Origin of the sequence: Haloarchaeobius caseinilyticus (assembly GCF_051207395.1) — an archaeon.
GTDB lineage: Archaea > Halobacteriota > Halobacteria > Halobacteriales > Natrialbaceae > Haloarchaeobius.
In genome coordinates, this window is the sequence record NZ_JBPJZC010000001.1 from 190,119 (window position 1) to 208,786 (window position 18,668).

The following is an 18,668-nucleotide window of genomic DNA, read 5'->3' on the forward strand; positions in this document are numbered from 1 at the left end:
CGCGTCGAGGTGGGTGGCTGATGGGCGTCGACCGTGGCCTCGTCCTCCGGATGCTGGGGACGCTCCTCGTCGTCGCGGCCCTCCCGGTCGTGTTCCTCTACGCCGTCGGGACGGTCCCGTTCGCCGCACTCTCACTACTAGGCCGGTATCAAGGGGCGGTCGTCCCGTCCATCAGCCCGCTCGTGGTGGTGGGCGTCACTGCCGTACTCCTCGTCGGCCAGTACCTCCTCGGCCCGAAGCTCACGCTCCGGTTGCGTCACGCGACCCCGGCGAGCGCCGACGACTACCCGCGCCTGCACGCCGCGGTCGACCGGACGGCCCAGCAACTCGACATCCCGAAGCCGGACGTTCGAGTCGTCGACTCCGCCGCACCGAACGCCTTCGCTGTTGGCCGGTCGCCGAAGAGTGGCTCTATCGCCGTCACCGAGGGCCTGCTCGACAAGGTTTCGGACGAGGAACTGGACGCGGCCGTCGCGCACGAACTCGCGCACGTCCGGAACCGCGATGCGGCCTTGATGAGCGTCGCACTGCTCGTCCCGACGGTCGCGTTCTTCCTCGGGAAGTTCGTCGCACTCGTGTTCCACGGGTTCGGCAACATCTGGATCATCCCCGACTTCGACGACGACTCCGGCGGTATCTTCGTCGCCATCGCGGTCCTCGTCGTCTCGTTGCTCCTGCTCGGACTCGTCGCGCTCGTCTTCTGGGCTGCGGGGTTCCTGAGCTATCGGTTGCTCTCTCGGTATCGGGAGTACGCCGCGGACCGGGCCGCCGCCGAAGCGACCGGCAACCCGGCCGCACTGGTCAGCGCGCTCACGACCATCGAAGGCGGCATGGCGAGCGCGCCAGACGAGGACCTGCGCGAACTCGACGGCAGCGAGACCGCGCTGTACATCGTCCCGCTGTCGGCGAGTCATATGGAAGAAAAGTCGCTGGTGAGTCCGCGGCTGTTCCCGTCGACGCATCCAGAGACCGAAAAGCGAATCGAGCGACTGCGGGAGTTCGCCTGACGGAGAGAAACAGCCTTTTAGCGCCCGAGACCGCCGCGTTCGATAACCTCCAGAATGAACTTCACGTTCCGCAGAATCTCCTCCGGCGATGTGTCCTCGCTCTCGTCGTAGAGGTCGCTCGTTCGGTAGAGGACGTTCGCCAACTGGTCGGACTCGGTGGCGTCGCTCTCGGCGCGAATCTCGTCGGCGATGTCGCGCAGGAACTGCACTTTCTCCGGGTCGGGGTCGAAGCGGGACGCTGCATCGGTTCCGCCGTCGCCCACGTCTGCGCCGGTCTCGTCGCCTTCCTCGCTCATCGGTGCTGACTGTGCTGCTGGCGCTTCACGAAGCCGACGTTGTCGGCGACTCTCGCCGTGATGTCACGGAACGCTTCGCCCGTGTCGCTGTCGTGGTCGAGCACGATAGGTCGGCCTTCGTCGCCGCCGGTTCGGACCGCGGGGTCGAGCGGGACGGAGCCGAGGAAGGGCATATCGTGGTCGTCGGAGAACTGCTGGCCACCGCCTTCGCCGAAGATGGCGTGCTCGCCGCCGCAGTCGGGACACACGAACGAGCCCATGTTCTCGGCGATACCCAGCACCACGGTGTCGTGCTTGCCGAACATCTCCAGCCCCTTCCGGGCGTCGTCGAGTGCCACGTCCTGCGGCGTCGTGACGATGACCGACCCGGTTACAGGGACGGTCTGGAGCATCGTGAGTTGGGTGTCCCCGGTCCCGGGCGGCAGGTCGATGACCATGTAGTCGAGGTGGCCCCACTCCACGTCTTCCCACAGTTGCGTGAGGACCTTGTGGACCATCGGGCCGCGCCAGATGACTGGGTCGTCTTCCCCGACGAGGAATGCCATCGACATGAGCTTCATCCCGTACTTCTCCGGCGGGACGAGTTTCTCGTCCTTGGTCGCCTGCGGTCGCTCCGTGGCGTCGACCATCCGCGGGACGTTCGGGCCGTACACGTCGGCGTCGAACAGGCCGACGCTCGCGCCCATGTCTGCCAGTCCGGCCGCGATGTTGACTGCCATCGTCGACTTGCCGACGCCGCCCTTGCCGGAGGCGACGGCGATGACGTTCTCGACGTTCGGCAGGACAGTCTCGGACTGGGAAACACCAGTATCGACATCGGCCGAGAGGTCGATTTCGAGGCCGGTGTCCGCGAGTACTTCGCGGACCTCGTTGGCGAGGTCGGTTTCTACGGGCGAATACGGTGCGCCGAGTGCGAGCGAGATAGAGACGGTGTCGCCCTCGACTTCGACGTCGTTCACGAGGCCGAGCGAGACGATGTCGTCTCCCAATGCCGGGTCCTCGACCGTCCTGAGTCGGTCGAGAATCGCGTCTGCATCCATGGGCGGAGTTGGGGGAGTGTGAGCGAAAAGGGTTGTGTTACGACGGGTCGAAACGAGACAGACTCGGTCTCGGCGGTGTTCCAGACATGCCAGCCTGCGTCGCGTCGGCAGGTGCCGGGCCAGATACGATGCTGTTCGCCCGGTGCCTCCCGATTCAGTTCCCCACCCTGACAATTTATCTCCCCCGCGTTCATGTTTCGAATGTGAACATTGGACGACCCGGGTACTTTCGACTCTCGTAACTGCGTCTGTGGCCGGGATTTCGGGGTGTCTCTCGGGAAGCGGACTACCCTTCGCTGGCGGCCCAGCAGCGGGCAGTAGGAGTGTCAACTTCGATGGAAGCGTCCGCTCGGAGGAACCGTTGTTGCGCGAGACAGACTTCTCCACCGGCGAGCCGTACCCGCACTACTACTCGGGCCTCGTCACGTCCGAATCTGAGAGTCAGGAACTCGTTCGATGGGAGTACATGGAACGGGAAGTGCAGCTGCTCGTTCCGCAGATCTCGGATACCGACTTTGACACCGAATCGTTGTTCTTCTTCGGTACCGTACTTCCTGCGACGAAGTACCTCTCGTCGAGATGGAAACTGTCCGGCAGCGACGAGTGGTCGTTCACGTTCAGCATGCAGGACAGCAAGAAGACGGTGGAGAGGCTGGCCGTCGAGTCGCATATCGTCCGAATCACGTCTGACGAAGGACCAGAAAACGTCGACGTGTCGCTCCAGTTCTAATCCGACGACCCGCTTCTGCGCCACCTGTTCACTCCCCGAGAGACAGCCGTCACCGCGCCAGCTAAAATATATTTTAGCTAACATATTTCTTCACACGGCTCCCCGTATCGAGTATGGTCGATTCACTGACCGAGTTCGAAGTACCGTACGAAGAGACGGCCGGGCCGGTGGTCGAGACCGGGACGACCATCGTCGCCGTCGCCGCCGGTGAAACGGTCGTCGTCGCGGCCGACCAGCGCGCCAGCCTCGGCGGCCGGTTCGTCTCCAACAAGGACGTGACGAAGGTCGAGCAAGTCCACCCGAGCGGCGTCATCGCGCTCTCCGGGTCGGTCGGCGGCCTGCAGTCCTTCGCCGACACCCTGCGCGCTGAAGCCAGCCTGTACAGCGCGCGCCGCGGCGAACCACTCTCACTCGACGCGCTCGCCAAAGTCGGCGGGAACCTGATTCGCGGCGTGCCCGGCCAGGTCATCCTCGGCGGCGTCGACGAAGACGGCCCGGCCGTCTTCGAACTGGACGGCGGCGGCGCGGTGATGCGCACCGACTACGCTGCGGGCGGCAGCGGGATGCAGGTCGCTTACGGAGTCCTCGAAGGTCGTGCCGAAGCAATCGAAACGGTCGCCGACGCACGCGAACTCGCCGGGGACACGGTCGCCGCCGCGAGCGAACGCGATACCGCCAGCGGGAATGGGATAACCGTCGCAGAAATCACGGCCGAGGGCGTCGAACTGGACTCGTTCGCCGAGCCGACGGAGGTGGTCTGAATGCAGGGTACGAACCAGCAGGCGTACGACCGCGGGAGCACCATCTTCTCGCCAGATGGCCGCCTGTATCAGGTCGAGTACGCACGCGAGGCGGTCCGGCGCGGGAGCGCGACGGTCGGCGTCAGAACTGCGGACAGCGTGGTGTTCGCTTCGTACGGTCATCGCCGGTCTGACCTGCTCGAACCGTCGACTATCGAGAAACTGCACGACGTGGACGGCCGCCTCGGCGTGGCCTCCGCGGGCCACGTCGCCGACGCTCGCCGACTGGTCGACTTCGCCCGCCGTTTTGCCCAGCAGGAACGCCTGCGTTACGGCGAAGGACCTGGCGTCGAAACCGCCGCGAAGGCCATCGCCGACCACGTGCAGGAGGCGACCCAGACTGGCGGGACTCGACCCTTCGGGGCCGCATTGCTCGTCGGCGGGGTGGACCTCGAAAACGGTGATGGCGGCGCAGGGACGCCGCGACTGTACGAGACCGACCCTTCCGGGACGCCCTCGGAGTGGGCCGCGACCGCGATTGGTGGTGGTTCGGGCAAGGCACAGGAACTGCTCGAAGGCGAGTACTCGCCGGAACTCGGTACCGAGGACGGTATCTCGCTGGCACTCGACGCGCTGGCGGCGAGCAGTGACGACGACCTGTCGAGTGAGGCGGTCGGACTGGCCGTGATGGACGCCGACGGTTACCGGTCGCTCGACGCGTCGGCGCACCTGACCTGAGGAAAAATTACGTCTGGTGTATCCTATTCGGCGACGCTGCCCGCTTCGTTCTCCCCCGGCACGCTGACTCGCTGCGACTCGACGACGCTCAGGTCACGCCCGACGAACAGCGCAAGTTCTTCGTCGGCCAGCCGCGTCGTCACGCGAACCGCCAGCGGGTCGGTCGAAAGGACAGTCTCGCGCCACTCCGTGCCGACGTTCCACACTGGCCGTTCGGTCACGTCCTCGCCGTGGTCGTGGTAGAACGCGACGACTTCCGGGTGGTCGATGACCGTCAACGCGACCGGACACCCGAGGTGGTCGCCGCACACGTCGCAGTCGAAGCGGGCGGTGACGAGCGGTGTCTGCTCGTCGTTCTCGTCTGCTTCTTCGTCAGCGTCGACGCGTTCGACTCGCGCAAAGACGGCCCCGCCACAGGTTGGACACAGGCCGTCAGCGAACGTGGCGATTCGGTGGCGGTGGTACCGGTCGAACGCTCGGGGGAGTTCGTCGTCTTCCCGCGTCGCGTACCCAGCGGGCGGAAACGGCAGTTCGAGCAGGTCACGCTCGCAGGCGGTACAGCCGACTGTCGTGACGTTGTCGACGACTCTGGCGGCCAGCGCGGACTCGTCGCAGAAGGGACACGGGTCCGGTAACTCGACCGGGTCACGGTCCACGCTATCGGTGAACTCCCCGGCGGCGATTGCGCGGGCGACCTGCAACCCCGCGTAGGTGAGTTCGTACCGCTCGTCGTCGCGCTTTCTGACGTACCGGCCGACGAGTTGGCGGAGGTGGTACGCGAACCCGGCCGAGGTGTCAGCGTCGCTGGCTTCGAACAGTTCGGAGAAGGCCGCTGTTCGGGGGCCATCGTCGCCGATGAGCGCGGCGAGCACGGCCATCCGCGTCTCGTTGCCGAGCATCTGGAAGGCGTCGCTCGCCGCGTCGTCGGGCATGACTCGGGTGTAGTTCGTGGTGGGTGAAAGGGGTGCCGACTGTTTCGGAGAGAGACGGGAGGTTAGGTGGTGCAAGAGGCGACTGACCGCCTGTTTCGTGTACTGCATGCGAGAGTGGTTCGGACGGACAAGCGGTTCCCGAATCACGACGGTACATGACCGCCACCGCACCGCAGCCACTACCTCCCCATCCGATTCCGCGCTTCCCTCCGTTCCGCTTCGCTACACTCTGGTCCAGTGCTCATCCCTCGCGCGCTACACCTCACGGGCCTCGCTATCGCTCGGCCACGCTCGACAGCGCGCGCCATCCCGGATGATTCGCCGTCGACGTCAGCCATTGCCAACTGATACCACGTTACAAACAGCTTGATGTGATTTGAGTGATAGAACCGAACGAAGCCGAACGATGCTCCGTATCCCCGCACTCGCTTGATTCTCTCCGCCGCCTCGCTCGGGCGGTAGGAGGTTCGAATTTCGAGGCAATAGCCGCGGCACTGCGGCTATCTCAGCGAAACCACCGCCCACACGTGCGCCCGCACCGCCAGTATCGAGTCTCGCAGACGACTGCCCATGCACGACAGGAACCACACGACACAGACACGACGATGCCAGATACGACACCAACTGACGACGAAGAAGACGACACGTTCGAGGAACAGCGTGAGCGGGTGGACCGTCCGATGGTCCGCCTGTTCAAAGAATACGGGAGCGACAACTGGGTCCCGATAGTCGGCGGAATCGTCGCAGGAGTCATCGCGCACACGATGGCGCTCCTGCCGACGTACGTCCTCGCCGAGACCATCGACGCGGTGTTCGTGCCGCGGACGAAGGAGTACGCCCTCCCGCTCGTTCCGGCCAGCGTCATCCCGGAGACGGCCGCGGGCCAGTTCTGGTTCTCGGTCGGGATAGTCGGCCTGACCTACCTCTCGTCGGCCTTCTTCACCTGGCTGATGGGGCTGGGACTGAACTCGTTCGCCCAGTCCGTCCAGCACGAGGTTCGCGCCGACAGCTACGACGCGATGCAGCGACTCGACTACGAGTTCTTCGCCGACAAGCAGACCGGCGAACTGATGAGCATCCTGAACAACGACGTGAACCGACTCGAGCAGTTCCTCAACGGGGGCGTGTTCATCGGCACGATGCTGTTCGTGAACGTCGGCGTGACGGCGGTCCTGTTGCTCATGCTCCAGTGGCAACTGGCCATCCTGACGATGGTGACCGTCCCGGTCATCGCCTTCTTCACGTACAAGTTCGTGCAGGTGATTCAGCCCATGTACTCCGAGGTTCGCTCGACGGTCGGGCAGCTGAACTCTCGGTTAGAGAACAACCTCGGTGGCATCGAGGTCATCAAAGCCAGCACGACCGAGGACTTCGAGGCCGACCGGGTGAGCGACGCCTCCTACGAGTACTACGAGAAGAACTGGGACGCTATCACGACCCGCGTGAAGTTCTTCCCCGGCCTGCGCCTGACCGCCGGTATCGGCTTCGTGCTGACGTTCGCCGTCGGCGGCTACTGGGTGTTCAGCGGGGAGGCTCCGTGGATTTTCAGCGGCGGCCTCTCGGTCGGGACGTTCGTCGCGTTCGTCTACCTCGGTCAGCGCTTCATCTGGCCCATGAGCCAGTTCGGTGAACTGGTCAACCTCTACCAGAACGCCCGCGCCTCGGCCGAGCGAATCTTCGGTCTCATGGAAGAGCCGAGCACACTCGCCGACGACGAAACGCTCCCCGACCTCGCGGTCGACGAAGGCCACGTCCAGTACGACGACGTGACGTTCGGCTACGACGACGACGAGACCGTCCTCGAAGACGTGTCCTTCGACGTCTCCGGCGGCGAGATGCTCGCACTCGTCGGCCCGACCGGTGCTGGGAAGTCGACCGTCCTCAAACTCCTCCTGCGTCTGTACGACGTGGACGAGGGTGCGGTCCGCATCGACGGCCAGAACGTCGCCGAGGTCACGCCGAAGAGCCTGCGCGACGCGGTCGGCTACGTGAGTCAGGACACCTACCTGTTCTACGGCAGTGTCCGCGACAACATCGCCTACGGCAAGTTCGACGCGAGCGACGAGGAGATCGAGAAAGCCGCGAAAGCCGCCGACGCCCACGAGTTCATCACCGACTTCAACGACGGCTACGACACCGAAGTCGGTGAGCGCGGCGTCAAACTCTCCGGCGGGCAGCGCCAGCGCATCGGTATCGCCCGAGTGCTGCTTCGCGACCCTGAAGTCCTCCTGCTCGACGAGGCGACCTCCGACGTGGACACCGAGACCGAACTCCGGATTCAAGAGAGCATCGAGAACCTCGTCGCCGACCGGACTGTCATCGCCATCGCGCACCGGCTTTCGACGGTGAAGGACGCCGACCAGATTCTGGTCCTCGAAGACGGTCAGGTCGAAGAACGGGGCACGCACGACGAACTGCTCGCCGCAGAGGGCACCTACGCCGACCTCTGGGGCGTGCAAGCCGGGGAACTGGAGACGATTCCCGGGATGTGACCGCCCACTCGTAACCGGATAGGGTCGTCGGCCCACGACGGCGTAACTGCTTTTCGTTACTTCGTTCGAGAATCGCCCGCGGGTTTAAGCACGTTCGACCGAAGTGTGAGATATGCTTGCAGACGAGTTCGGCCGCGAGGTCTCTGGGGTTCGCGTCTCGCTGACCGACCGGTGTAACTTCGACTGCGTCTACTGCCACAACGAGGGGCTGGGGGACACACGGGGACCGATGGACCCGCAGGACGACGAGATGACCGCCGACGAGGTGGTCCGCTTTCTCGAAGTCGTCGAAGAATTCGGCGTCGAGAAGGTGAAGTTCACCGGTGGCGAGCCGATGCTCCGACAGGACCTCGAAGAAATCATCCGCCGCACGCCGGACTCGATGGAGGTCTCGATGACGACGAACGGGACCTTCCTCCCCGGTCGCGCCGAAGGCCTCGTCGACGCCGGCCTCGAACGAGTGAACGTCTCACAGGACGCGATGGACCCGGAGGAGTTCGCCGCAGTCACGAAGTCTGGCGCGTACGACCGCGTCATGGAGGGTGTCCAGGCGGCGCTCGACGCCGGACTCGACCCGGTGAAGCTCAACATGGTCGTCTTCGAGAAGACCGCGGGCTACGTTCCGGAGATGGTCGAACACGTCGCCGAGAACCCCGGTCTCCAACTCCAACTCATCGAGTACATGCCCGAACTCACCGGGAAAGCCGAGTGGGCCATCGACATCGACCGCGTGCACAACTGGCTGGCAGAGCAGGCCGTCGAAATCGAGCATCGAGAGATGCACGACCGGAAACGGTACTGGATCGGCGGAACGGCCGACGATGACGGTGGGATGGTGGAAATCGTCGACCCGGTGGAGAACCCGACGTTCTGTGCGAACTGTCACCGCGTACGCGTGACGCACGACGGATATCTCAAGGGCTGTCTGAACCGCAACGACGACCTCAAATCGATGGGCGAGATGACGCGAGACGAGATTCGTGAGACGTTCCGCGAGACCGTCGCCCAGCGCGTCCCCTTCTACGGCGAGTACATGGTTCGCGAGGGCGACGGCGAGTGGGAACTGAACGACGAGTACGTCGAACTCGCCGACTGAGGCGGTAGCCATCGAGGCGTCGGCTCGCTACCCGAGCAGTGCTTCGACGAAGGTCACGCCGTACAGTAAGCAGATGCCCGCGACGAAGACACCGAAGTTGCGGAGCGACCGGCGCAAGGACGTGTCTCGCTTTATCTCTGGCACCAGGTCCGAACTGGCGATGTAGAGGAACGACCCACTCGCGAACGCGAGCAACAGCCACGGGACGCTCGCCACGGCACTCCCGACGACGATGCCCACGACACCGCCGAGAACGACAGTTACCTGTGTGAGGTAGTTGAGCACGAGTGCCTGTCGCGGTTCGTAGCCGCCGTAAACCAGCACGCCGAAGTCGCCGATTTCCTGTGGAATCTCGTGTAGTGCGATGGCGAGTGCGGTCGCCAGTCCGACAGGCGGGCCGACGAGGAACGCCCCGGCGATGACGAGTCCATCGACGAAGTTGTGGACTGCATCGGAGACGAGGACGAGCGTCGTGACTGCGTCACGCTCGTGGACTGTCTCGTGGTGGTGGTGCCAGTGGACGAACGCCTCCAGCACGTAGAACACACAGAAGCCGACGACGACGAGGATGAACACCACGTCGTCCTGGTCGCTCTCGGCCAGTGCCCGGGGAAGGAGGTGAAAGAAGGCCCCGCCGACGAGACTGCCAGCGGCGAGTGCGACCAACAGAAGCAGTATCCGGTCGAGACGCTCGCGTCGCACGAACAGACTGAAGACGCCAACCCAGGCGACGAGACTGATCGCGAGCGTCGTTCCGAGAACCCACCAGAGCGGCCGCATCGACGCTCAGGTCTGCCCGCGGCGGCCACCGACGCCGAAGTCTTCACTCAGTGTTCCCTCGTTCTCACTCAGCAGGGTCCGGTGTTCCGCCAATCGGTCGTAGACGCTGCCGAGAACGATGCCGTACAGCATGTACGAGACGAAGGTCCCGCTGAGCAACAGGATGTACTCGCTGAGTGGTTGGCCCCCCAACAGCCTGAGTAGCACGACGGCGACGTAGCCCGCCCAGAGGAAGAGCGCGAACACTGCACCGTGGAGGGGACCGGATTCACCGGGAAGTCCCCACGTGAGCGCGGCGAACACCAGCGGCCACGCGAACCCGAACAGCGCCATGAAGACGGTGAACGTCAGTGCTGCGTCGACGAGTGTCGAGGTGCAGCCAGCCTCACCGGAGAGGCTGCACAGCGTCGTGAACGTCGAGAACGCGAACAGGTCGTACCCCTGTAGGACGACACCGGTAACGAGCAGAAACGCTGCCAACACGAGCGCTGCGACGACGCCTGCGTAGAGGCTGCTCTTGACTTGCTCCATGTAACAGGTAGTCGGTCGACCGGGAAAAGCTGAGACGACGGTCGGCCGAACCGTCTCGTCTGCCGACCGAAACGGTCTCTGACGTCGCCTCCGACCACCGGACCCCGTCGTCGGCCCGTCGCTGTGCCACGGTTTCGCAGCCGACGAGCGTTCCGTTGGGCTTAAGTACTGTACGTGGATAGGTGCAGTCGCAATAGCAATGTAGGGGCGTCGGGTCCCGAGTCCATACGGGCGATGATACAACGCGAGTTGTGGTAGCCAAGCCTGGCCCAAGGCGCAGGGTTGCTAACTCTGTGGCGTTCTCGCCTCCGGGGTTCGAATCCCCGCCACAACGTCGGACCTTTCACACCAGCATTGGGCACGGTGTGAGTCTACAAACGAATCGGAAGTCAATCGAGCACTTCCAGTACACAACACATGAGTGCAGAAGAACCACAGGGCGAACAAGATGACGACGACCTTCGTTATTTCGTCCGCATCGGGCAGACAGACCTCGATGGGACGAAGACGGTCGAGCGTTCGCTCATCGAGATGAACGGTATCGGCCGACGGACGGCACGTATCGTCGCCAAAGAGGCAGACGTGGACCGAACGGCCACGTTCGGACGCCTCGAAGAGGACGATATCGACGCCGTCGTCGAAGCGGTCGAGAACTACGCCGACGAGGTTCCTGCCTGGCTCACCAACCGCCAGCGGGACTTCTACACGGGCGAAGTCTCTCACGAGGTCGGCAACGACCTCAACATGTCGCGCCGTCACGACATCAACCGCATGAAGATGATCGACTCCTACAAGGGCGTCCGCCACAAGAAGGGACAGAAGGTACGCGGACAGCGTACGAAGTCCACGGGACGTACTGAGGGTACCATCGGCGTCAACGTCGAGGAGATCCGCGAGGAGCAGGCCGCCGAGGAGGCGGGTGAAGAATAATGGCGCTCGGTAGCAACACCAAGTTCTACGAGACGCCGAACCACCCCTTCCAGGGCGAGCGCATCAGCGAGGAACACAGCCTCGTCGAGCGCTACGGTCTGAAGAACAAGGAAGAACTCTGGCGTGCCCAGTCCGAACTGCGCGACTACCGCCGCGAGGCGCGAAAGCTGCTCGGACAGGCACAGTCCATGGAGGAAGCCGAGTCGCAGGCGACCGAGTTCCTCGGTCGACTCAAGCGCATCGGCATCCTCAGCGAAGAGGACAAGCTCGACGCTGTCCTGTCGCTCGAGATTTCGGACATTCTGGAGCGCCGTCTGGAGACCGTCGCCTACCGCAAGGGCCTGGCGAACACGACCCAGCAGGCGCGTCAGTTCATCGTCCACGGGCACGTCACCGTCGACGGCGCACGCGTCAGTATTCCCTCGTACACGGTCGCCGTGGACGAGGAGGACTCCATCGCCTTCGACGAGAACAGCCCGCTTGCAGACGAACTTCACCCGGAACGAGCGGAGGGTCAATAGATGGCAGAAGAAGGAAACCAGGAACGCTGGGGCATCGCCCACGTCCACGCATCGTTCAACAACACGGTCATGACCGTGACGGACCTCACGGGTGCGGAGACCATCACGAAGTCCTCGGGTGGGACTGCTGTCAAGCAGAACCGCGACGAGGCGTCGCCCTATGCGGCGATGCAGATGGTCGAGTCCATCGCGGACGAGATTCGCGCAGCTGGCATCGAGGGCCTGCACGTCCGCGTGCGCGGCCCCGGTGGCAACCTGCAGAAGTCGCCCGGACCGGGTGCGCAGGCAGCGATTCGCGCACTCGCCCGAGCGAACTTCGAGATCGGCCGCATCGAAGACGTCACCCCAATCCCGCACGACGGGTCCCGAGCGCCCAAGGGTAAAGGCGGGTTCTAAGCCATGGAAGAGGACTACGAGGTCGAATTCGTCGAACGCGACGAACGCAACGCGCTGTTCCTAGTGCGTGGTGTAACGCCCGCGTTCGCGAACGGTATCCGACGAGCGATGATCGCCGACGTGCCGACGCTTTCGTTCGACACGGTCCGGTTCATCGAGAACTCGTCGGTGATGTTCGACGAGCAGATCGGACACCGTCTCGGGATGGTCCCGTTGACCACGCCCGAGGGTGAGTTCGACGAGGAATCCGTCGTCACGCTCTCCATGGACGTGGAGGGACCGGCGACCGCGTACTCGGGCGATCTCGTCACATCCGACGAGATGGTCACGCCCGCGGACGCGAACGTCCCCATCATCGACCTGAAAGACGGTCAGCGACTCGAACTCGAAGCCGACGCGGTCCTCGACTCTGGCAAGGAACACGCGAAACACCAGGGCGGCGTCTCGGTCGGCTACCGACACCTCCAGCGCGTGGAGGTCGTCGGCGACGCCGCCGAGTTCGAAGAGGAGGAGCCACAGATCATCCGGGGTGTCGTCGAGGTCGACGGCGAACTCATCGACACGGCCGAGTTCGACAACGACCTCACGAAGAAGTTCCCCGGCAAGGAGGTCACGGTCGAAGACGTCGAGAAGGCGTTCGTCTTCCACGTCGAGACCGACGGCTCCATGACCGTCGACGAGCTCGTCACTCGCGCTGTCGATTCCATCGACGCACGAGCGGCGGAACTGAAAGACGCGGTATCGCTATAATAGACACGTGACCCCACGCAACCACACCCTGACGGCCGCACGACAGCCCGCGACCACCGGTGTTTCCGGTGTGTCGCCCGCGAGCCATGGCGCTCGCGTCGGGCGAACACGGTCGATAATCGAAAGTGGTTTTAGTGGGGGGACGATAGCAGGTAGTACCCGCAAGGGTGCGAGCAGGGATAGCCAAGTCTGGCCAACGGCGCAGCGTTCAGGGCGCTGTCGTGTAGACGTCCGCAGGTTCAAATCCTGCTCCCTGCATCACTTCTCTCACAATTATCAGGAGGAAAGTCATGAGTAAGACGAACCCACGGCTCAGCAGTCTCATCGCCGAGCTGAAGTCGGTGTCTCGTACAGAAGACGCTGACATCTGGAGCGACATTGCAGACCGTTTGGAAAAGCCCCGGCGTACGCACGCTGAGGTCAACCTCGGTCGAATCGAGCGCTACGCACAGGAAGACGAGACGGTTATCGTCCCGGGCAAGGTGCTCGGTTCCGGTGCGATCCAGAAGTCGGTCACGGTCGCCGCGGTGGACTTCTCGTCCAGCGCGAAGACGAAGATCGACGCAGTCGGCGAGACTCTCGAACTTGAACAGGCAATCGAACAGAACCCCGAAGGCTCCAACGTGCGGGTGATCCGATGAGTCTCGCAGAATTCGACGCCGACGTCGTCGTCGACGCGCGTGACTGCATCATGGGTCGCGTCGCATCGAACGTCGCACAGCGAGCGCTCGACGGCGAGTCCATCGCCGTCGTGAACGCGGAGCAGGCAGTCATCACGGGCTCGGAAGACGACATCATGTCCGTCTACGAGAAGCGCGTGGACGTCGGGTCCGACCAGGGTCCGTACTACCCGAAGCGCCCGGACCGCATCTTCAAGCGCTCCATCCGTGGCATGCTCCCGTACAAGGAGACCCACGGTCGCGAGGCACTCGAGAGTGTCCGCGTCTACGTCGGGAACCCCTACGAGGACGAGGACGCGGAGATCCTCGACGGCACCTCGCTGGACCGACTCTCGAACATCAAGTTCGTCCAGCTGGGCGACATCTCCGACCAACTTGGTGCTAACGTCACATGGTAACTAACACGTCCGGAAAGAAGAAGACGGCAATCGCCCGCGCGACCGTCAAGGACGGCAAGGGTCGCGTTCGAATCAACTCCAAGCCGGTCGAACTCGTCGAACCCGAGACGTCCCGACTCAAGATGCTGGAACCGTTCCGCATCGTCGACGACGTCCGCGACGGCGTCGACATCGACATCCGCGTCTCCGGTGGCGGTATCAGCGGACAGGCTGACGCCGTCCGCACCGCCATCGCACGCGGCATCGTCCAGCACACCGGCGACGCCGAACTCCGCGACGCGTACATGGAGTTCGACCGTTCGCTGCTCGTCAACGACGTTCGCCAGTCCGAGCCCAAGAAGTGGGGCGGCCCCGGCGCACGTGCCCGCTACCAGAAGTCCTACCGCTAAGGTGATTCAGTCATGATGGTACCAGTCCGGTGTTTCACGTGCGGTAATGTCGTCGGCGAACACTGGGAAGAGTTCAAAGCGCGAACGCGCGAAGGCGACGAAGACCCACAGATGGTCCTCGACGAGTTGGGTGTCGACCGGTATTGCTGCCGGCGGATGCTCGTCTCGCACAAGGACCTGGTCGACATCGTCTCTCCCTACCAGTGATGCCACGAGTACGTTACAACCGATACGAGAAGGCCCGCATCCTCGGCGCGCGAGCGCTGCAAGTGTCGTACGGGGCACCAGTCCTCATCGACACGGACCAGACCGAGCCGATCCTCATCGCGGCCGAGGAGTACGACGCAGGCGCACTACCCTTTACGGTCAAGCGCGGTGAGGAAAAGGCATGACGCTCATCACCGACGTTCGGCTCCGGCGCGTGCTCGACTCTCGCGGTAACCCGACGGTCGAGGCCGACGTGTTGACGGAGAACGGCGGATTCGGTCGTGCTGCAGCACCCTCGGGTGCGAGCACGGGCGAGTACGAGGCTATCGAACTCCCGCCGGGCGAGGCCATCGCCAGTGCCCGCGAACACGCCATCCCTCGACTCGAAGGACGGGCGTTCGCTGGCAACCAGCGCGAGGTCGACTCCGCACTGCACGCCGCAGACGGCACCGACGACTTCTCGGAAATCGGGGCCAACAGCGCGGTCGCCATCTCGATGGCGGCGGCGAAGGCGGGTGCGGACATGCTGGGTGCGCCGCTGTATCAGCACCTCGGTGGTGCGTTCCGCGGCGAGAACTTCCCGACACCGCTCGGGAACGTCGTGGGCGGTGGCGAGCACGCCGCCGACGCGACGCACATCCAGGAGTTCCTCTCGGCACCGGTCGGCGCACCGAGCGTCACCGACGCCGTGTTCGCCAACGCAGCGGTTCACGGTCGCGTCGCCGAGATTCTCGACGAGCGCGACGAACCCTGCGGCAAGGGTGACGAGGGTGCCTGGGCGCCGTCCATCGACGACGCCGAGGCGTTCGAAATCGTCGAGCAGGCGACCGACGAGGTCGCAGACGACTACGGCTTCGAGATCGGCTTCGGCCTCGACATGGCCGGTGCCGAACTGTACGACGCCGACGAGGAGGTGTACGTCTACGGTGACGAGACGAAGTCGACCGCGGAGCAGATCGACTACGTCGCTGAACTCGTTACCGAGTACGACCTCGTCTACGTCGAGGACCCACTCGACGAGAACGACTACGAGGCGTTCGCCGAACTCACCGACCGCGTCGGTGACCAGACGCTCATCTGTGGAGACGACCTGTTCGTGACGAACACGGACCGACTCCAGACGGGCATCGACGAGGGCGCTGGCAACAGCATCCTCATCAAGCCCAACCAGATCGGGACGCTGTCCGACGCGTTCGACGCCGTCGAACTGGCGACCCGCAACGGGTACGAGTCGGTCATCTCCCACCGGTCGGGCGAGACCGAGGACGCGACCATCGCACACCTCGCCGTGGCGACCGACGCACCGTTCATCAAGACGGGTGCGGTCGGTGGCGAGCGAACCGCGAAGCTCAACGAACTCATTCGAATCGAAGACGACGCACTATGACAGAGCAAGAGCAAGAACAGGAAGGGCTCGACGCCTCCGATGTCGACGTAGACCCCGAACCCGCTGAGGGTGCTGGGCCTGCGGCCGAGGCCGAAGAGGCAGAGCCCGTCGACGCAGAGACCGCCGAGGCCGAGGAGGCCGAGGCCGAAGAGCCCACGCTCGACGAGGACGTGATGTCCGACGAGGAGGCAGACCTCCTCATTCCCGTCGAGGACTACCTCGGTGCCGGTGTCCACATCGGTACCCAGCAGAAGACGAAGGACATGGAGCGGTTCATCCACCGCGTCCGCACGGACGGCCTGTACGTCCTGGACGTCGGTAAGACCGACTCTCGCATCCGCACGGCAGCGGACTTCCTCGCGAACTACAACCCGGAGCAGATCCTGGTCACGAGTTCGCGTCAGTACGGTCGGTTCCCGGCCGAGAAGTTCGCCGACGCCGTCGGTGCCCGTGCCCGTACGGGACGCTTTATCCCGGGCACGCTGACGAACCCGAAGTACGACGGCTACATCGAGCCGGACGTCGTGGTCGTCACCGACCCCATCGGTGACAGCCAGGCCGTCAAGGAGGCCATCACGGTCGGCATCCCGGTCATCGCGATGTGTGACTCGAACAACTCTACGTCCAACGTGGACCTCGTCGTCCCGACGAACAACAAGGGGCGCAAGGCGCTGTCGGTCGTCTACTGGCTGCTGGCCAACGAGACGCTCGACCGCCGCGGTGCTTCCCCGAGCTACTCGCTCGACGACTTCGAGAGCGAGATTTAAGGACCGTTTTCGACTTCGTTTTCTGGTTGGTCAGTTCGTGAGTGGTGACGCTATCGGCAGCGTTCTACGCCAGTCCTGCGCGTCGCGACCGTCACTCGACGCTAGTGACTTCGAATCGTGCACCACCGTCGTCGCTCTCGGTGACGACGAGTTCCCACCCGTGCGCGTCGATTGCTTCGGCGACGATGGCGAGGCCGAGGCCGGTGCCGCCACCGCCCGAGTGGCCGGATTCGAGGACGACGTCACGTTCGTGTTCCGGGATGCCCGGGCCGTCGTCTTCGACGAAGAAGCCGTCGGGGAGCGACCCGACACGGACGCTGATGTCGGGTGCCTCGCTTCCGTGCTCTACCGAGTTCCCAGCTTGCTGGGTGCTTGTGGAACCATGTTCCACTGCGTTCCGGAACAGGTTCTCGAACACTTGCAGGAGGCGGTCCCGGTCGCCCGTGACGGTTCGGTCGGTCTGCACGTCGAGGGTCGCGTCGCCGGTGGCGACGTGGCTCCACGCGTCACGGGCGAGGATGCCGATATCGACCGGGACAGGGTCCGTGACGGCGTGGCCTTCGCGCGAGAGCGTGAGGACGTTCTCGACGATGCGCTCCATGCGGTCGTGACTCGACTGCACCTGTGCGACGAATGCGCGGCCGTCGTCGTCGACGTGTGGTTCCACGAGGTCGGTGTAGCCCTGCGCGACGTTGAGCGGATTTCTGAGGTCGTGACTGACGACGCCGGCGAAGCGGTCGAGGCGGTCGTTCTGGTGTTCGAGTTCGCGCTCGCGTTCGATGCGTGCGGTCACGTCCTGTAAGAGGAAGACGCGGCCGGTCGGTCCCGAAGCGGCGTCGCCGAACGCGGTCGTCTCGACTTCGAGGTGGCGCGGCTGGCCAGCCGATTCGACGGTGACGGCGGCGGCCGGGGCTTCACCGCGCTCGGCAGCGGTGGCGAGTTCCGGGTAGGTGTCGAATGCAGCCGTCGCCTGCGCACCGACGACGGATTCGCCGACCCCGAGCAGTCGTTCAGCGGCGGGATTCACGTCGGTCACGCGCCCGCGTGCGTCGACGACCACGACACCTTCAGAGAGCGCGTCGAGGACAGTCGCCCGGGCGATAGGCGAGAGTTCGATGAGGTCGTACCGAAACAGCGCGATCCAGAGCGCCACGACCGTCACTGCGAACGCGGGTTCGGCGAGGGTCAATGTCGGGTCGGCGAACCCGTCGTAGATGCTCCCGGCCCACGGGAGGAAGATGGCGACGAGCAGCGCGAACGCCTGTCCCCGGTACACCCGTCTGGCCCGGTACAGCGTCTCGACGAGCAACGCCGAGCTAACGGCGAGCAGGACCGACGAGTACGCCAGATGGAGGTAGAAGCCGACACCGTACCGGGGGTTGAGCATGTTCTCGATGCGCGGGTCGAGTGTGACGAGCGGGTGAAAGAGGTCGTGGCCGACGAACACGAGTGCGACGACGACGACCGGTTCGACCGCGAGCACGGCGAGCAGTCGCCGGTCGATGAGGTGTGCGCGCCCGGTGTACGACAGGGTGAACAGGAAGAGTGCGGCGACGACGACTACCGCACCGACGTAGGTGAGTTTGAACCAGAGGAGCGAGCCATCGAGGCCAGCCTGGAGCGTCCCGACGAACTGCGACCCGGTCCACAGCGTGACGCCGCCGACGGCGACGACGAACCAGTCTGCCCCCGGTCGGTCGCGGTCGCGCCAGACGTGGAAACCGGTCCCGGCCGCGACGAGGGCCGAAAAGCAGAGCACTGCGGCGTAGGCCGATACGACCGGGTCCATGGCCATTCGTGCGAACCTCGGTTCGGGCACTTAGGAGTGTTCCGGCCATCATGATGGTCGATTTTGGTGGTC

Annotated in this window: 23 protein-coding genes and 2 tRNA genes; 19 read left to right on the forward strand and 6 right to left on the reverse strand. The window is 64.3% G+C overall.

The genetic code is table 11. The features are described 5' to 3' along the window. Nucleotides 1-20: 20 nt before the first annotated feature. Nucleotides 21-1,007, forward strand: coding sequence for a M48 family metalloprotease (locus ACSC1P_RS00995; RefSeq protein ID WP_435358258.1), 987 nt, complete (start codon nt 21-23; stop codon nt 1,005-1,007). 17 nt (nt 1,008-1,024) lie between these two features. On the opposite strand, the gene ACSC1P_RS01000 is transcribed toward ACSC1P_RS00995, so the two are convergent. Together ACSC1P_RS01000 and ACSC1P_RS01005 are read right to left on the reverse strand one after the other, a co-directional pair. Next, nucleotides 1,025-1,303, reverse strand: coding sequence for a DUF7976 family protein (locus ACSC1P_RS01000; protein ID WP_435358259.1), 279 nt, complete (start codon nt 1,301-1,303; stop codon nt 1,025-1,027). After that, nucleotides 1,300-2,343 carry an Mrp/NBP35 family ATP-binding protein gene (locus ACSC1P_RS01005; RefSeq protein WP_435358260.1) on the reverse strand — a complete coding sequence of 348 codons (1,044 nt, stop codon included), beginning with the start codon at nt 2,341-2,343 and terminating at the stop codon, nt 1,300-1,302. The genes ACSC1P_RS01000 and ACSC1P_RS01005 overlap by 4 nt, the downstream gene beginning before the upstream one ends. A gap of 364 nt (nt 2,344-2,707) precedes the next feature. On the opposite strand from ACSC1P_RS01005, the gene ACSC1P_RS01010 reads away from it, so the two are divergent. The 3 genes from ACSC1P_RS01010 (at nt 2,708) to ACSC1P_RS01020 (ending at nt 4,551) form a co-directional block, all read left to right on the forward strand. Then, nucleotides 2,708-3,073, forward strand: a complete 366-nt coding sequence (locus ACSC1P_RS01010) for a hypothetical protein (RefSeq protein WP_435358261.1) — start codon at nt 2,708-2,710, stop codon at nt 3,071-3,073. A 113-nt stretch (nt 3,074-3,186) separates the two neighbouring features. Then, nucleotides 3,187-3,834, forward strand: coding sequence for an Ntn hydrolase family protein (locus ACSC1P_RS01015; protein ID WP_435358262.1), 648 nt, complete (start codon nt 3,187-3,189; stop codon nt 3,832-3,834). Next, a complete protein-coding gene (locus ACSC1P_RS01020; RefSeq protein ID WP_435358263.1) occupies nt 3,835-4,551 on the forward strand; it encodes an archaeal proteasome endopeptidase complex subunit alpha in 717 nt (238 codons plus the stop codon). It abuts the gene before it with no gap. Between the two features lie 23 nt (nt 4,552-4,574). Here the strand turns inward: ACSC1P_RS01020 and ACSC1P_RS01025 are convergent, their stop codons facing one another. After that, nucleotides 4,575-5,483 (reverse strand): DUF7351 domain-containing protein, encoded by a 909-nt coding sequence (locus ACSC1P_RS01025; RefSeq protein WP_435358264.1) that lies wholly within the window; start codon nt 5,481-5,483, stop codon nt 4,575-4,577. Nucleotides 5,484-6,088: 605 nt separating this feature from the next. Between ACSC1P_RS01025 and ACSC1P_RS01030 the strand changes: the two genes are divergently transcribed. Continuing rightward, nucleotides 6,089-7,975 carry an ABC transporter ATP-binding protein gene (locus tag ACSC1P_RS01030; protein ID WP_435358265.1) on the forward strand — a complete coding sequence of 629 codons (1,887 nt, stop codon included), beginning with the start codon at nt 6,089-6,091 and terminating at the stop codon, nt 7,973-7,975. 112 nt (nt 7,976-8,087) lie between these two features. Next, entirely contained in the window at nt 8,088-9,071 is a 984-nt protein-coding gene (gene moaA, locus ACSC1P_RS01035; protein WP_435358266.1) for a GTP 3',8-cyclase MoaA, read from the forward strand. 27 nt (nt 9,072-9,098) lie between these two features. Here the strand turns inward: moaA and ACSC1P_RS01040 are convergent, their stop codons facing one another. Further along, nucleotides 9,099-9,851, reverse strand: a complete 753-nt coding sequence (locus ACSC1P_RS01040; RefSeq protein ID WP_435358267.1) for a ZIP family metal transporter — start codon at nt 9,849-9,851, stop codon at nt 9,099-9,101. 6 nt (nt 9,852-9,857) lie between these two features. Beyond that, the gene (locus tag ACSC1P_RS01045) at nt 9,858-10,382 is read right to left on the reverse strand and encodes a DUF6789 family protein (RefSeq protein ID WP_435358268.1); all 525 of its coding nucleotides are present in this window, start codon (nt 10,380-10,382) and stop codon (nt 9,858-9,860) included. Nucleotides 10,383-10,630: 248 nt separating this feature from the next. Here ACSC1P_RS01045 and ACSC1P_RS01050 point away from each other — a divergent pair. From ACSC1P_RS01050 to rpsB, 13 genes are all read left to right on the forward strand, one after another. Beyond that, nucleotides 10,631-10,716: transfer RNA gene (locus tag ACSC1P_RS01050), tRNA-Ser, on the forward strand. Between the two features lie 83 nt (nt 10,717-10,799). Further along, nucleotides 10,800-11,312 (forward strand): 30S ribosomal protein S13, encoded by a 513-nt coding sequence (locus ACSC1P_RS01055; RefSeq protein WP_435358269.1) that lies wholly within the window; start codon nt 10,800-10,802, stop codon nt 11,310-11,312. Then, nucleotides 11,312-11,833, forward strand: coding sequence for a 30S ribosomal protein S4 (locus ACSC1P_RS01060; protein WP_435358270.1), 522 nt, complete (start codon nt 11,312-11,314; stop codon nt 11,831-11,833). The genes ACSC1P_RS01055 and ACSC1P_RS01060 overlap by 1 nt, the downstream gene beginning before the upstream one ends. After that, a complete protein-coding gene (locus tag ACSC1P_RS01065) occupies nt 11,834-12,229 on the forward strand; it encodes a 30S ribosomal protein S11 (protein ID WP_435358271.1) in 396 nt (131 codons plus the stop codon). 3 nt (nt 12,230-12,232) lie between these two features. Next, the gene (locus ACSC1P_RS01070) at nt 12,233-12,979 is read left to right on the forward strand and encodes a DNA-directed RNA polymerase subunit D (RefSeq protein ID WP_435358272.1); all 747 of its coding nucleotides are present in this window, start codon (nt 12,233-12,235) and stop codon (nt 12,977-12,979) included. A gap of 173 nt (nt 12,980-13,152) precedes the next feature. After that, nucleotides 13,153-13,237 (forward strand) — tRNA-Leu (locus ACSC1P_RS01075). A gap of 32 nt (nt 13,238-13,269) precedes the next feature. After that, nucleotides 13,270-13,620 (forward strand): 50S ribosomal protein L18e, encoded by a 351-nt coding sequence (locus tag ACSC1P_RS01080; protein WP_435358273.1) that lies wholly within the window; start codon nt 13,270-13,272, stop codon nt 13,618-13,620. After that, a complete protein-coding gene (locus tag ACSC1P_RS01085) occupies nt 13,617-14,057 on the forward strand; it encodes a 50S ribosomal protein L13 (RefSeq protein ID WP_435358274.1) in 441 nt (146 codons plus the stop codon). Before ACSC1P_RS01080 ends, ACSC1P_RS01085 begins: the two co-directional genes overlap by 4 nt. After that, a complete protein-coding gene (locus ACSC1P_RS01090) occupies nt 14,051-14,446 on the forward strand; it encodes a 30S ribosomal protein S9 (RefSeq protein WP_435358275.1) in 396 nt (131 codons plus the stop codon). Before ACSC1P_RS01085 ends, ACSC1P_RS01090 begins: the two co-directional genes overlap by 7 nt. A gap of 12 nt (nt 14,447-14,458) precedes the next feature. Next, nucleotides 14,459-14,653, forward strand: a complete 195-nt coding sequence (locus ACSC1P_RS01095) for a DNA-directed RNA polymerase subunit N (RefSeq protein WP_435358276.1) — start codon at nt 14,459-14,461, stop codon at nt 14,651-14,653. Continuing rightward, on the forward strand, nt 14,653-14,838 hold the full coding sequence (locus ACSC1P_RS01100) for a DNA-directed RNA polymerase subunit K (protein ID WP_435358277.1): 186 nt from the start codon (nt 14,653-14,655) through the stop codon (nt 14,836-14,838). The genes ACSC1P_RS01095 and ACSC1P_RS01100 overlap by 1 nt, the downstream gene beginning before the upstream one ends. Beyond that, nucleotides 14,835-16,040, forward strand: coding sequence for a phosphopyruvate hydratase (gene eno, locus ACSC1P_RS01105; RefSeq protein WP_435358278.1), 1,206 nt, complete (start codon nt 14,835-14,837; stop codon nt 16,038-16,040). The genes ACSC1P_RS01100 and eno overlap by 4 nt, the downstream gene beginning before the upstream one ends. Next, a complete protein-coding gene (gene rpsB, locus ACSC1P_RS01110; RefSeq protein ID WP_435358279.1) occupies nt 16,037-16,807 on the forward strand; it encodes a 30S ribosomal protein S2 in 771 nt (256 codons plus the stop codon). The genes eno and rpsB overlap by 4 nt, the downstream gene beginning before the upstream one ends. A gap of 91 nt (nt 16,808-16,898) precedes the next feature. Here the strand turns inward: rpsB and ACSC1P_RS01115 are convergent, their stop codons facing one another. Beyond that, the gene (locus ACSC1P_RS01115; protein ID WP_435358280.1) at nt 16,899-18,602 is read right to left on the reverse strand and encodes a histidine kinase N-terminal 7TM domain-containing protein; all 1,704 of its coding nucleotides are present in this window, start codon (nt 18,600-18,602) and stop codon (nt 16,899-16,901) included. Between the last annotated feature and the right edge of the window lie 66 nt (nt 18,603-18,668).

Bases quoted from the DNA above. Each gene is read 5' to 3' on its own strand.
- ACSC1P_RS00995 (WP_435358258.1), top strand. From the start codon at position 21: ATGGGCGTCGACCGTGGCCTCGTCCTCCGGATGCTGGGGACGCTCCTC.
- ACSC1P_RS01000 (WP_435358259.1), bottom strand. From the start codon at position 1,303: ATGAGCGAGGAAGGCGACGAGACCGGCGCAGACGTGGGCGACGGCGGA.
- ACSC1P_RS01005 (WP_435358260.1), bottom strand. From the start codon at position 2,343: ATGGATGCAGACGCGATTCTCGACCGACTCAGGACGGTCGAGGACCCG.
- ACSC1P_RS01015 (WP_435358262.1), top strand. From the start codon at position 3,187: ATGGTCGATTCACTGACCGAGTTCGAAGTACCGTACGAAGAGACGGCC.
- ACSC1P_RS01020 (WP_435358263.1), top strand. From the start codon at position 3,835: ATGCAGGGTACGAACCAGCAGGCGTACGACCGCGGGAGCACCATCTTC.
- ACSC1P_RS01025 (WP_435358264.1), bottom strand. From the start codon at position 5,483: ATGCCCGACGACGCGGCGAGCGACGCCTTCCAGATGCTCGGCAACGAG.
- ACSC1P_RS01030 (WP_435358265.1), top strand. From the start codon at position 6,089: ATGCCAGATACGACACCAACTGACGACGAAGAAGACGACACGTTCGAG.
- moaA (WP_435358266.1), top strand. From the start codon at position 8,088: ATGCTTGCAGACGAGTTCGGCCGCGAGGTCTCTGGGGTTCGCGTCTCG.
- ACSC1P_RS01040 (WP_435358267.1), bottom strand. From the start codon at position 9,851: ATGCGGCCGCTCTGGTGGGTTCTCGGAACGACGCTCGCGATCAGTCTC.
- ACSC1P_RS01045 (WP_435358268.1), bottom strand. From the start codon at position 10,382: ATGGAGCAAGTCAAGAGCAGCCTCTACGCAGGCGTCGTCGCAGCGCTC.
- ACSC1P_RS01055 (WP_435358269.1), top strand. From the start codon at position 10,800: ATGAGTGCAGAAGAACCACAGGGCGAACAAGATGACGACGACCTTCGT.
- ACSC1P_RS01060 (WP_435358270.1), top strand. From the start codon at position 11,312: ATGGCGCTCGGTAGCAACACCAAGTTCTACGAGACGCCGAACCACCCC.
- ACSC1P_RS01065 (WP_435358271.1), top strand. From the start codon at position 11,834: ATGGCAGAAGAAGGAAACCAGGAACGCTGGGGCATCGCCCACGTCCAC.
- ACSC1P_RS01070 (WP_435358272.1), top strand. From the start codon at position 12,233: ATGGAAGAGGACTACGAGGTCGAATTCGTCGAACGCGACGAACGCAAC.
- ACSC1P_RS01080 (WP_435358273.1), top strand. From the start codon at position 13,270: ATGAGTAAGACGAACCCACGGCTCAGCAGTCTCATCGCCGAGCTGAAG.
- ACSC1P_RS01085 (WP_435358274.1), top strand. From the start codon at position 13,617: ATGAGTCTCGCAGAATTCGACGCCGACGTCGTCGTCGACGCGCGTGAC.
- ACSC1P_RS01090 (WP_435358275.1), top strand. From the start codon at position 14,051: ATGGTAACTAACACGTCCGGAAAGAAGAAGACGGCAATCGCCCGCGCG.
- ACSC1P_RS01095 (WP_435358276.1), top strand. From the start codon at position 14,459: ATGATGGTACCAGTCCGGTGTTTCACGTGCGGTAATGTCGTCGGCGAA.
- ACSC1P_RS01100 (WP_435358277.1), top strand. From the start codon at position 14,653: ATGCCACGAGTACGTTACAACCGATACGAGAAGGCCCGCATCCTCGGC.
- eno (WP_435358278.1), top strand. From the start codon at position 14,835: ATGACGCTCATCACCGACGTTCGGCTCCGGCGCGTGCTCGACTCTCGC.
- rpsB (WP_435358279.1), top strand. From the start codon at position 16,037: ATGACAGAGCAAGAGCAAGAACAGGAAGGGCTCGACGCCTCCGATGTC.
- ACSC1P_RS01115 (WP_435358280.1), bottom strand. From the start codon at position 18,602: ATGGCCATGGACCCGGTCGTATCGGCCTACGCCGCAGTGCTCTGCTTT.